The sequence below is a fragment of the Streptomyces sp. MZ04 genome, from assembly GCF_004684775.1.
GTDB lineage: Bacteria > Actinomycetota > Actinomycetes > Streptomycetales > Streptomycetaceae > Streptomyces.
The window spans coordinates 18,823-29,901 of sequence record NZ_SRIC01000075.1 but is presented as its reverse complement, the minus strand read 5'-3'; the positions used below and the strand labels follow the sequence as shown (position 1 = coordinate 29,901).

Annotated in this window: 10 protein-coding genes; 5 read left to right on the top strand and 5 right to left on the bottom strand. The window is 71.8% G+C overall.

The window, feature by feature from the left end; all coding sequences use genetic code 11:
• Window positions 1-5 precede the first annotated feature (5 nt).
• The gene (locus tag E2651_RS18045) at window positions 6-1,037 is read left to right on the top strand and encodes a hypothetical protein (RefSeq protein ID WP_245238951.1); all 1,032 of its coding nucleotides are present in this window, start codon (window positions 6-8) and stop codon (window positions 1,035-1,037) included.
• A gap of 365 nt (window positions 1,038-1,402) precedes the next feature.
• Here E2651_RS18045 and E2651_RS18040 read toward each other — a convergent pair whose 3' ends face one another.
• Genes E2651_RS18040 through E2651_RS18030 form a run of 3 tightly spaced genes read right to left on the bottom strand, consistent with a single transcriptional unit; the run spans window position 1,403 to window position 4,401 of the window.
• A complete protein-coding gene (locus E2651_RS18040; RefSeq protein ID WP_135332184.1) occupies window positions 1,403-2,368 on the bottom strand; it encodes a 3-oxoacyl-ACP reductase in 966 nt (321 codons plus the stop codon).
• A 47-nt stretch (window positions 2,369-2,415) separates the two neighbouring features.
• Entirely contained in the window at window positions 2,416-3,492 is a 1,077-nt protein-coding gene (locus tag E2651_RS18035) for a Zn-dependent alcohol dehydrogenase (protein WP_135332183.1), read from the bottom strand.
• 54 nt (window positions 3,493-3,546) lie between these two features.
• Window positions 3,547-4,401: a MaoC/PaaZ C-terminal domain-containing protein gene (locus E2651_RS18030; RefSeq protein ID WP_135332182.1), complete on the bottom strand. Its 855-nt coding sequence runs from the start codon at window positions 4,399-4,401 to the stop codon at window positions 3,547-3,549.
• 318 nt (window positions 4,402-4,719) lie between these two features.
• On the opposite strand from E2651_RS18030, the gene E2651_RS18025 reads away from it, so the two are divergent.
• The 4 genes from E2651_RS18025 to E2651_RS18010 all read left to right on the top strand — a co-directional run bounded on the left by E2651_RS18025 (window position 4,720) and on the right by E2651_RS18010 (window position 8,274).
• Window positions 4,720-5,673 (top strand): ABC transporter ATP-binding protein, encoded by a 954-nt coding sequence (locus E2651_RS18025; RefSeq protein WP_135332181.1) that lies wholly within the window; start codon window positions 4,720-4,722, stop codon window positions 5,671-5,673.
• Window positions 5,673-6,395 (top strand): ABC transporter permease, encoded by a 723-nt coding sequence (locus E2651_RS18020; RefSeq protein ID WP_135332180.1) that lies wholly within the window; start codon window positions 5,673-5,675, stop codon window positions 6,393-6,395. The genes E2651_RS18025 and E2651_RS18020 overlap by 1 nt, the downstream gene beginning before the upstream one ends.
• A gap of 131 nt (window positions 6,396-6,526) precedes the next feature.
• A complete protein-coding gene (locus E2651_RS18015; RefSeq protein ID WP_245238949.1) occupies window positions 6,527-7,672 on the top strand; it encodes a sensor histidine kinase in 1,146 nt (381 codons plus the stop codon).
• The gene (locus E2651_RS18010) at window positions 7,669-8,274 is read left to right on the top strand and encodes a response regulator transcription factor (protein WP_135332178.1); all 606 of its coding nucleotides are present in this window, start codon (window positions 7,669-7,671) and stop codon (window positions 8,272-8,274) included. The genes E2651_RS18015 and E2651_RS18010 overlap by 4 nt, the downstream gene beginning before the upstream one ends.
• Window positions 8,275-8,290: 16 nt before the next feature.
• Here E2651_RS18010 and E2651_RS18005 read toward each other — a convergent pair whose 3' ends face one another.
• Complete coding sequence (locus E2651_RS18005; RefSeq protein WP_135332177.1) at window positions 8,291-9,736, bottom strand: MFS transporter; 1,446 nt, start codon at window positions 9,734-9,736, stop codon at window positions 8,291-8,293.
• A gap of 128 nt (window positions 9,737-9,864) precedes the next feature.
• Window positions 9,865-11,076, bottom strand: coding sequence for a lipid-transfer protein (locus tag E2651_RS18000; protein ID WP_135332176.1), 1,212 nt, complete (start codon window positions 11,074-11,076; stop codon window positions 9,865-9,867).
• Between the last annotated feature and the right edge of the window lie 3 nt (window positions 11,077-11,079).

Here is an 11,079-nt window from a genome sequence, read left to right as displayed (position 1 = left end):
CCCCCGTGACGATCACCGCCGACGGTGCGTACGCCGCGCGCCTCGCTCACGACGGCGGCTCCTGGTTCCCCGAGCGCTGGACCCTCGACTCCCCCGAGCCGTACGCCGTGCCGCTGCCCGGCAGCCAGCCGGAGGAGCCCGGCACGGAGGTCCTGCCGATGGCCGACGGGCGCGTCCTCATCCACCGCGTGGTGGACGGCAGACACGCGTTCGCGCTGCTCTACCCGACCGGGCCGGACACGGGCGAGGTCCCGCTCGGCGCCGTCGACTGCGGCGCGTCCCGGCTGAGCCTGCTCCCGCCGCCGCCGGGCGGCAGGTGTGCGTACGCGATCGCGGTGGGCGAGAGCTCGACGGACCTGTGGCTGGTGGCGGGCGGCAGCTTCGGACCCGAGCACCTCGCGGGGATCCCCGGGCGCTGTTCGGGCGGCGTCTGGCTGGACGGCGAGGGCCGAATCCTGGCCCTGGACCGGGAGCTGGAAGGGCGGGTCAAGGCGGTGGCGGTCGATCTGGAGCGGGGCGGCGAGGTGTCGCCGCTCCTCCAGATCGCCGAGGAGAGCGACGACCGGGTGCTGCTCGCGGACGCCGACAGCGGGCTGCTCCTGGTCCGCTCGGACGCGCCGGGCCATGACCGGCTCGGCTGGGGGGTGTTGGGCGGTACGCGCCCGGTGCGCTTCCCCGAGTGCCTGCGTCTTCCGGACCACGCGGTGACTCCGTTCTCCATCCAGCCGGGGCAGACGCTGATGCCGGAGAGCTGTGCGGTGGCGCTGCGGATCTACGGGGCGGCGGGGAGCTGGCTCGGCGTGTGGCGTCCCGCCGAGCGTCGGCTGCATCAACTGGCGGCGCCCGAGGGGTGGTTGGCCGGTGCCGGGCGCTGGACGCGAGCTGGCGTCCTGCGTCTTCCGTACGCTACGGGGGCCGTGCCCTGTGGTGTCGCGGAGGTGGAACCTCCCCCTCCGCGGGAGGCGCCGACGCCGGTGGCCGCGCGGCCCGTTCCGTTGCAGCAGGCGCCTCTCACCGGGCGTACGGGCGTTGGTTAGACTCGCCCGGCTGTACCGAACGATCTTCTTTACCGTTTTACGGGGTGAGTGTGTTGATGACGACAGGGATCAGTACGGAAACAGAGCAGGTTCCCGACCCGCGGGTGGCGCCGCCGCCGGCGATGGTGGCGGCCTCTTCCGGTTCCGGCCGGCACCGGGGGCCGGTGGCCGCGCAGGATGCGGAGACGGCTCCGCGGGGGCGGCACCGCCGCCAGGGCGAACAGAGCTGATTCTTTCCCCAGCCCCGCCCCTTCCCGAACTTTCCGACTCCGTCGGGCTCATGGCTCGGTAAGTCACCGGCTCCGCCGAGTTCGTCCTCAAACGCCGGACGGGCTGAAAGGTGGAAGGGGCGGGGTTGGGGAAATCTAACCCCGCTTCAGCCCCAGCACCTCCGCCGCAGCGAACGTCTCCCCCTTCGGCCTCCCCGCGTAGTGAGGGGACAGCGCCTCGTCCAGTTCCTCGTAGGTGAACACGCCCTTCGCCGAGTCGAACTTCGCGGCCACCTTCGGGCGTTCGACGACCGCCACCATCCCGCCATGGACGACGAGCAACTGCCCGTTGACCGCGGCGGCGGCCGGCGAGGCCAAGTAGCCCACCAGCGGAGCCACATGCTCCGGAGCGAGCGCGTCCAGCTCGCCCGCCCCCGGCTCCTGGAACCCCGCGAACACGTCCTCCGTCATCCGCGTCCGCGCCCGCGGACAGATGACGTTCGCCGTCACCCCGTACTTGCCGAGCGCGAGCGCGCTCGACGTGGTCAGACCGACGATGCCGCCCTTCGCCGCCGCGTAGTTCGGCTGGCCCGCCGACCCCGCGAGGAACGCCTCGGACGAGGTGTTGACGATCCGGCCGTAGACCGGAGCCTCCGCCGCCTTCGACCGTTCACGCCAGTGGGCCGACGCGAAGTGGGTCGTGTTGAAGTGGCCCTTGAGATGGACGCGGATGACGGAGTCCCATTCGCCCTCGCTCATCGAGAAGATCATCCGGTCCCGCAGAATGCCCGCGTTGTTCACCAGGATGTCCAGCTTGCCGTACGTGTCGATCGCCAACTGGACGAGCCCGCACGCCTGTTCGTGGTCCGCGACATCGCCCAGGTGCGCGACCGCCTGCCCGCCCGCGGCACTTATCTCCGCGGCGACCTCCTCGGCCGGTGTCGCCGATGCCTCGCCGGAGCCGTCACGGCCGGGCTGCCCGAAGTCGTTGACGACGACGCTCGCGCCGAGCCGGGCGAGTTCGAGGGCCTCCGCGCGCCCCAGACCCCGGCCTGCCCCGGTCACGATCGCGGACAGGCCCTCAAGCGGCAGCGGCTGTGGCTGTGGCTGTGGCTGTGGCATCAATGATCAAAGTCCTTTCAGAACCGGGGAGTTCAGAGCTGGGGAGTTCAGATCTCGATGCACGTCCGCAGCGCGACCCCCGTACGCATCTGGTCGAGCGCCTCGTTGATCTCCGGCAGCTGCACCCGGTGCGTGATGAGGCTCTCCAGGTCGATGCGGCCCGCGCGCCACAGCGCGATGGCCCGCTCGTAGGAGGTGAGGACGTCGCCTCCGCCGTACATGGACGGCAGGATCTTCTTCTCGTCGAAGAACAGCTCGAACATGTTGAGCTGGAGGAAGTCGTCGAGCGCGCCCGCGCCCACGACACACAGCGTGCCGCCGCGCCGCGTCGTCTCGTACGCCGTGCGGGCCGTGGCGGACTTGCCGACCACCTCGAAGACGTAGTCGAAACCCTCGCCCGCGGTCACCCGCTGCTTGGCGTCGGCGAGTTCGTCCGGGGCGACCGCCTCCGTCGCGCCGAACTTCAGCGCGGCCTCGCGGCGCGATGCCACCGGATCGACCGCGATGATCTGCGCCGCACCCTTGAGCCGTGCGCCCTGGATCGCCGAGATCCCGACACCGCCGCAGCCGATGACGGCGGCCGACGAACCGGCGGCCACATCAGCGGTGTTGACGGCCGCGCCGAGCCCCGTCGTCACCCCGCAGCCGATCAGCGCCGCGATGTCGAAGGGCACGTCGTCCGGGATCGGCACGGCGCAGCCCGCGTCGACCACGACCTCCTCGGTGAAGGTCCCCGTCCCCGCGAAGCCGAAGACGTCCCCGCCGGGCCGCTTGAAGTTGGGCGTGCCCGCGTTCATGAATCCGGCCAGGCACAGCTGGGTCTGGCCGCGCTTGCAGGCGGGACAGGTGCCGCACGCGGGCAGCCAGCACAGCAGTACCCGGTCGCCCTGGGCGAGCCCGGTCACGCCGTCGCCGACGTCGATGATCTCGCCCGCGCCCTCGTGCCCGGGGATGAACGGCGCGGGCTGCGGCAGTACGCCGTTCATCGCCGATATGTCGGAGTGGCACAGGCCGGTGGCCCGCACCCGGATCCTCACCTTGCCGGGGCCGAACCCCACCGCCTCGACGTCGTCGAGGACCTCGAGCTTGTCCTGGCCTATCTCGTGCAGTACGGCTGCGCGCATGGTGCGGCTCCTCTCGTACGAAGATTCAGCGACGGTTCAGGCGTCTTCGAAGATTCAGGCGTGTTCGACGACCGTGTCGGCGAGGACCGGCGCGTCGTCCCGCTCGGCCGCCGTCACGGTCGCCTGGACGCGTCCCTCGGTGCGCCACATCCGGATCCGCAGGGTCTCCCCGGGGAAGACGACGCCGGTGAAGCGCGTGCTGTAGCCGCGCACCCGCGACACGTCGCCGCCGAGCAGCGTGTCCACGACGGCCTTGAGCGTCATGCCGTAGGTGCACAGGCCGTGCAGGATCGGCCGGTCGAAGCCCGCGAGCTTGGCGAACTCGGGGTCGGCGTGCAGCGGGTTCCAGTCGCCGGAGAGGCGGTAGAGCAGCGCCTGGTCCTCGCGTACGGGGCGCTCGACGGTCCGGTCGGGATCGCCATCGGGGGCCGGGAGGCGGACGGAGGGGCCGCGGTCGCCGCCGAATCCGCCTTCGCCGCGTACGAAGATCTGGGCGTCGCTGGTCCACAACGGGCCTTCGGCGTCGGCCACTTCGGAGCGCAGGACGAGGACGGCCGCCTTGCCCTTGTCGTACACGGCGGCGACCCTGGAGGTGGTCGTGGCGCTGCCCTTGACCGGGATCGGGCGGTGCAGGGTGATGGTCTGGCCGCCGTGCAGGACGGCGGCGAGGTTCACGTCGATGCCGGGGGCGGAGAGGCCGCCCATCATGCCCATGCCCGCCCCCGCGACGGTGGCGAAGCTGGGCAGGACGTGCAGCCCGGACTCCAGGGTGTAGCGCAGCTCGTCGGGGTCGGTGGCGGGGACGCCGGCTCCCAGACCCAGGTGGTAGAGCTGGATGTCCTTGTGGTCCCAGGCGATCTCGGCCGACCTGGGTTCCGCGGCTACGGCCTTCGCGGCGTCGATGGGCATGTGTGGCAGCTCCTTGGGAGGAGGGCAGAGACCTCGGCACGGCCGTCCGCACCGTCGGCCGCACCGAGGTCGTAACGGGGCCGGAGAGCCGGTCGTCGACCGGCCCGTTCTAGAACGCGTTCCAGTCCGGCGACCCCATGTATAGCCCAGCACCCAGGACTTGTGAAGACTCCTGACGTCACGTCAGATTCGTGAGCCGGACTCAGCCGTGACATCACCCGTGACACCACCCGCGACATCACCGGTGACATTTGTACCGGCCGAATCCGTACAACCGCATCTGCCGCCGCCCCGCCCCGAGTTCGTAGCGTCACAGTCATGAAGAAGACCTCAGAGAGCGGCCCCGCGGACGGACCTGCCGTGACCTTCACCGGCGCGGTCAAGGCCTTCGGCCCGCTCCGTGCCGTCGACGGCGTCGACCTGCGGATCGAGCCCGGCGAGACCGTCGCCCTGCTCGGCCGCAACGGCGCGGGCAAGTCCACCGCCATCTCCCTGCTGCTCGGCCTCGACGACCCCGACGAGGGCGAGGTCCGGCTCTTCGGCGGCCCGCCCGGAGCCGCCGTGCGCGCGGGGCGGGTCGGCGCGATGCTCCAGGAGGGGCGGCTCGTCCCGAGGGTCACCGTGCGCGAGCTGGTCTCCTTCGTGGCGGGCCGCTATCCGGCGCCGATGCCGGTCGGCGAAGCGCTGGCGCTCGCCGGGATCGAGGAGCTCGCGGGGCGGCGCGTGGACAAACTGTCCGGGGGCCAGACGCAGCGGGTGCGGTTCGCCGTTGCGCTGGCCGGGAACCCCTCGCTGATCGTCCTCGACGAGCCGACCGCCGCGCTCGACGTGGAGGCGCGGGCGGCCTTCTGGACGTCGATGCGCGGCTATGCGCGGCGCGGCCACACCGTCCTCTTCTCCACCCACTACTTGGAGGAGGCGGACCGGCACGCCGACCGGATCGTCGTCATGGACCACGGCAGGATCGTCGCCGACGGCAGCGGCGAGCGGATCAAGCGGGCGGCGGGCGGCAGCTCCGTCTCCTTCGACCTGGCGGGGCGCGGCACGGAAGGCCTGACCCTGCTGCCCGGTGTGCTCTCCGTGGAGGTGCGCGGGGGCCGGGCCACGCTGCGTACGGAGGACTCCGACGCGACGGTGGTCGCGCTCGCGGAGCTGGGGGCGATCCGTGGCCTGCGGGTCGCGGAGGCCTCGCTCGACGAGGCGTTCCTGGCCCTGACCTCCGTCGCCGCTCCCACGACGTCCGTCGCCGCTACCGCCCTGGAGGCCGTGTGATGTTCGCCTATCTCGGGCTCGAAGTGCGCAGGACCCTGCGCGACACCGGTTTCGTGATCGGCGGCATCGGCCTTCCGGTCCTGATGTATCTGCTGTTCACCAACGTCGGCGGCGGCTCCGACTACGCCGAGTGGAAGACCACGTCCATGGTCGGCATGGCCGCGTACGGTGCCATGATCGCCGCCCTGAACACCGGTACCGGAGTCGCCGAGGACAAGACGACCGGCTGGCTGCGGCAGCTGCGGGCCACGCCGATGACGCCCCGCGAGGTCGTGCTCGGCCGGGCCCTGACCGGGTCGGTGACGGTGCTTCCGGCGATCGTGACGGTGTTCGCCGCGGGCGGCCTGGTCAACGGCGTACGCATGGAGCCCTGGCAGTGGGCGGCGGCCGCCGTGCTGCTCTGGGCCGGCTCGCTGCCCTTCACGATGCTGGGGCTCGGCAACGGCTACCGCCTGACCGCGCAGACCACGGGCGTGGTGAACACGGCGTGCAACCTGGGGCTCGCGGTGCTCGGCGGTCTGTGGTTCCCCGTCGATCTGTTCCCCGGCTGGCTGCGCGCGCTGTCCGGCTACACACCCACGCACCGCTTCGCGCAGCTCGGCACGTCCGTGACGGACGGCGCCGGGATCGGCCTCGGCACGGTCGCGGTGCTCATCGGCTGGCTGCTGGTGTTCGGTTCGTACGCTGTGGTCTCGTACCGCAGGGCCGCGCGGACGGTATGACGTCGACGGTGAGGCGCCACGGCGCGACAGGAGAGGTCATGTCAGCGATATCCGGGAAGAGCGCCCGGCGCCAGGAGTTCGGGCGCCGCATCGCCCGCTGGACGGCCGGTGCCAGGGCGCAGCTCTCCGAGATGCGGGCGAAGGAGAAGTCCGGCCGGAGCGATCCCGACGACCTGGGTCCGCCCAACGGCTTCGCGATGCTGCCCTGGCTCCTGATGGGCATGGGCTCCTTCTCCAACGTCATCCAGGGCAAGGCCGGCAACCCCTGGATCGGCGGCCTCGGCCTGCTGGTCTTCAACTCCCTCTACATCAACGTGGTGTTCCGGGCCTTCCACAAGCAGTCCCGGGAGGCGCGCGTGACGACGTACAGCCTGCTCGCGCTGACCGCGGTCACCTTGGCCCTCGCCATCGGCTACGGCGGCAGCTGGCTGATGTTCTTCCCGCTGCTCGGCCTCGCGACCGGCGCGGTCCTGCGCGGCAGGCGGCTCGCTCCCGCGGGGATCACCCTGAGCGTCGCGGCGGCCGTCGTCGGCGGGCTGCGGGACGGCTGGGACGCGGCGGGCATCGCGTACGGGACGTTCATCTCCGTCATGGTCACGGCGGCGATCCTCGCCCTCTCCGAGACGGTGAAGGAACTCCGGTCCACCCGTGAGGAGTTGGCCCGCAGCGCCGTCGAGAAGGAACGTCTTCGCTTCTCCCGCGATCTGCACGACCTGCTCGGCCACACCCTCTCGGTGATCGTGGTGAAGGCGGAGGCCACCCGCCGCCTTGCCCCTCGCGACCTGGACGCGGCGCTCGGCCAGGTCTCCGACATCGAGTCCGTCGGCCGCCAGGCCCTGACCGAGATCCGCGAGGCGGTCACCGGCTACCGCGAGGGCAGCCTCGCCACGGAGCTCGACCGGGCCCGCGATCTCCTGGAGGCGGCGGGCATCGAGGCGGTCGTACGCCAGTCGGGGCCGCCGCTCGCCCCGCAGACGGCGGCGCTGCTCGGCTGGGTCGTCCGCGAGTGCGCCACCAACGTCGTACGCCACTCCCGCGCGGCCCACTGCGAGATCGAGGTCGCGGGCACCGCCGAACGGACCCGGCTGCTGATCGCCGACGACGGCCGCGGCGTAGGCTCGGGCGCGCCCGGCAGCGGGCTGAAGGGCCTGGCCGAACGCCTGGCGGTGGCGGGCGGCTCCCTGGAGTCGGGACCCGCGCCGCAGGGCGGCTTCCGGGTCACCGCGATGCTGCCGGTCACCGAGTTGAGCACCGTCCCCGAGGAGCGCACCCCATGATCAGAGTCCTGCTCGCCGAGGACCAGGGCATGATGCGGGGCGCGCTCGCCCTGCTGCTCGGCATGGAGGAGGACATCGAGGTCGTGGCGCAGGTGGGTGCGGGCGACGAGATCGTGTCGGCGGCGCTGAACTCCCGCCCCGACGTGGCGCTGCTCGACATCGAACTGCCGGGCCGCAGCGGGCTCGAGGCGGCGGCGGATCTGCGCGACGAGTGCCCCGAGTGCCGGGTGCTGATCCTGACGACCTTCGGCCGGCCCGGCTATCTGCGGCGGGCCATGGAGGCGGGGGCCGCGGGGTTCCTGGTGAAGGACGGTCCGGTGGAGGAGCTCGCGGAGGCGATCCGTCAGGTGCTGCGGGGCGAGACGGTGATCGACCCCGCGCTTGCCGCGGCGGCGCTGAGCGCGGGGCCCAGTCCGCTGACCGGGCGGGAGGCGGACGTACTGAAGGCTTCGGTGGACGGGGCGACGGTCGCCGACATCGCGCAGAAGCTGCGTCTGTCGGAGTCGACCGTGCGGAACTATCTCTCCGCGGCGATCGGGAAGACGGGGACGCGGAACCGGATGGAGGCGGTGCGGGAGGCCCGGCAGCGGGGCTGGCTGTAACGGGCCCCCGGGCACCTCAGTCCTCGGAAGCCCGCTGCCGCGGCATCCACAGGAGCAGCACCACCACGCCCGCGAGGAGGATGAACCCGCTGGTGCGGAACGCCGTCGCGTATCCGTCGGTCAGCGCCTGCGGGGACGTCGAGCCGCCCGTCCGCGCGGCCGCCACCGTGGAGAGCACCGCGAGGCCGAGCGCGCCGCCCATCGTGCGGGAGGTGTTGACCAGGCCGGAGACGAGTCCCGCGTCGCCCGGCTGCGCGCCGGACGTGGCGAGCGAGGCGAGCGGTGGCGTGGCGAGGCCCGCGCCGAGCATCATCACGATGCCGGGCAGCAGGATCGAGGTGGCGTACGCGCCGTCGACGGTCATCGTCGACTGCCAGCCGAAGCCCGCTGCGGCCACCACGATGCCGAGCACGGAGACGTTCTTCGGGCCGAGCACCGGCATCAGGCGCGGCGCCAGCATCGAGCCGACGACGACGGTGAGGGAGGACGGGACGATGGCGAGGCCCGCCTTCAGCGGGGAGTAGCCGAGGACGTTCTGGGCGTACAGGGTCATGAACATCCACATGGCGAACATGCCGCCGCCGCACACGAACATCGCGGCGTTCGCGGCCGACACCGACCGCACCCGGAACAGCTTGAGCGGCATCAGCGGCACCTTCGTACGCGACTCCACCACCAGGAAGGCCGCGAGCAGCGCGAGCCCGGCGGCCAGCGGCACCAGGGTCGCCGCCGCCGTCCAGCCCTTCTCCTCGGTCTGCACGATCCCGTACGCGAGCGTGGCGAGCCCGCCGGTCACGAGCACCGCGCCCGGCACGTCGAGTCGGCGCGCCTGCCCGGCCCTGCTCTCGGTGAGCCAGGCCAGGCCCGCGACGATCACGAGGGCGCCGGTCGGTACGTTGATCAGGAGCACCCAGCGCCAGGAGAGCAGGTCGGTGAGGAGCCCGCCGACCAGGCTGCCCGCCGCGCCGCCGCCCGCGCCGACCGCCGACCAGATGCCGATCGCCCGCACCCGAGCCGGGCCCGCGGGCACGGCCGATGTGAGGATCGTCAGGGTCGACGGGGCGAGGATCGCGGCGCCCAGGCCCTGCACGGCCCGCGCCGCGAGGAGCTGCCACTCGGCCTGCGCGAGTCCGCCGCCGAGCGAGGCGGCGGTGAACAGGCCGAGCCCGACGAGGAACATCCGCTTGCGCCCGAAGAGATCACCGGCCCGGCCGCCGAGCAGCATGAACCCCGCGAAGGCTATGGAGTAGGCGTTGACGACCCATTGGAGTCCGAACGCGCTCATGCCGAGGTCGGCCCGCATCGAGGGCAGCGCGGTGTTCACCACGGACACGTCGAGGACGACCAGGAACTGGCCCGCGCAGGCGGCGAGAAGGACCGCCCACACCGGTGCGGATTTCTTCGGCGGGGCGGTGTCGGTCTCGGTGTTGGTCACGTAAGGGGTGGCGGGCGTCTTGACCATGACACGCATCCTCTCAAGCGCCGGGCGCCGTGTGCATCGGAAATTCGCTGCACGGCCCCTGGGACAAGAGGACTAGGTCTTCCTGCGCCTTCCTGGGCCTTCCTGGGCCTTCCTGGGCCTTCCTGCGACTACCGCCGCAGCAGCGTCACCACCGCCGCGCCGCCGAGCCCGATGTTGTGCGCCATCCCCACCCGCGCGCCCGCCACCTGGCGTTTCTCCGCCCGCCCCCTCAACTGCCAGGTGAGTTCCGCGACTTGGGCGATCCCCGTCGCGCCGAGCGGATGCCCCTTGGAGATCAGCCCGCCCGACGGGTTCACGACCCAGCGGCCGCCGTACGTGGTCGCGCCGCTCTCGACGAGCTTGCCGGACTCCCCCGCCGCGCACATGCCCAGCGCCTCGTACGTAAGGAGCTCATTGATCGAGAAGCAGTCGTGCAGCTCGATCACGTCGACGTCCTCGATGCCGATGCCCGCCTTGTCGTACGCGTCGCGCGCGGCGGCCCGCGACATCGGCTGCCCCACGACGCCGATGCACGACCCCGAGTCGAAGGACTCCCCCGTGTCGGTCGTCATCGACTGCGCGGCGATCTCCACGGCCCGGTCCTCGAGTCCGTGCCGCTCCACGAACCGCTCGGAGGCGACCACGGCCGCGGCCGAACCGTCCGAGGTCGGCGAGCACTGCAGTTTGGTGAGCGGGTGGTGGATCGTCTTGGCGGCGAGGATCTCGTCGACCGTGTACGCGTCCTGGAACTGGGCGTACGGATTGTTCACCGAGTGCCGGTGGTTCTTGGCGCCGACCGCCGCGAGCTGCGCGGCCGTCGTGCCGTACTTCTCCATGTGCTCGCGGGCCGCGTTGCCGAAGATCTGGGCGGTGGGCGGGGTCATCTCGAAACCGTGCCGCGCCGCCATCACGCCGTAATGACGGGCGACGGGAGATGTTGTGCCGAATCCATTGGCGGCTCCGCCGCGGGCACCCCCGTCACTCCCTCCCCCCAGTGCTCCGCGCGCCATCTTCTCGAAGCCGAGCGCAAGGACGCAGTCGTTGATGCCGCCCTCGACGAACTGCCGCGCCATCATCAGCGCCGTCGACGCCGTCGCGCAGTTGTTGTTCACGTTGTAGACGGGGACGCCGGTCAGGCCCAGTTCGTACGCGGCCCGCTGCCCGGCCGTCGAGGCCTGGAAGCAGTACCCGACGGGGACCTGCTCCACGTCCTCGTACGAGATCCCGGCGTCGTCGAGGGCCTTGGTGCCGGCCTCCTTCGCCATGTCCCAGTACTGCCAGTCCCGCGTCTCGGGCTTCTCGAACTTGGTCATGCCTACGCCGACGATGTACGCCTTCATGTC

What these genes read in the sequence shown, in the direction of transcription:
- E2651_RS18035 (WP_135332183.1), bottom strand. Translation starts at nt 3,492, where the DNA reads ATGCGCGCAGCCGTACTGCACGAGATAGGCCAGGACAAGCTCGAGGTC.
- E2651_RS18015 (WP_245238949.1), top strand. Translation starts at nt 6,527, where the DNA reads ATGCGGGCGAAGGAGAAGTCCGGCCGGAGCGATCCCGACGACCTGGGT.
- E2651_RS18040 (WP_135332184.1), bottom strand. Translation starts at nt 2,368, where the DNA reads ATGCCACAGCCACAGCCACAGCCACAGCCGCTGCCGCTTGAGGGCCTG.
- E2651_RS18005 (WP_135332177.1), bottom strand. Translation starts at nt 9,736, where the DNA reads ATGGTCAAGACGCCCGCCACCCCTTACGTGACCAACACCGAGACCGAC.
- E2651_RS18030 (WP_135332182.1), bottom strand. Translation starts at nt 4,401, where the DNA reads ATGCCCATCGACGCCGCGAAGGCCGTAGCCGCGGAACCCAGGTCGGCC.
- E2651_RS18020 (WP_135332180.1), top strand. Translation starts at nt 5,673, where the DNA reads ATGTTCGCCTATCTCGGGCTCGAAGTGCGCAGGACCCTGCGCGACACC.
- E2651_RS18000 (WP_135332176.1), bottom strand. Translation starts at nt 11,076, where the DNA reads ATGAAGGCGTACATCGTCGGCGTAGGCATGACCAAGTTCGAGAAGCCC.
- E2651_RS18010 (WP_135332178.1), top strand. Translation starts at nt 7,669, where the DNA reads ATGATCAGAGTCCTGCTCGCCGAGGACCAGGGCATGATGCGGGGCGCG.
- E2651_RS18025 (WP_135332181.1), top strand. Translation starts at nt 4,720, where the DNA reads ATGAAGAAGACCTCAGAGAGCGGCCCCGCGGACGGACCTGCCGTGACC.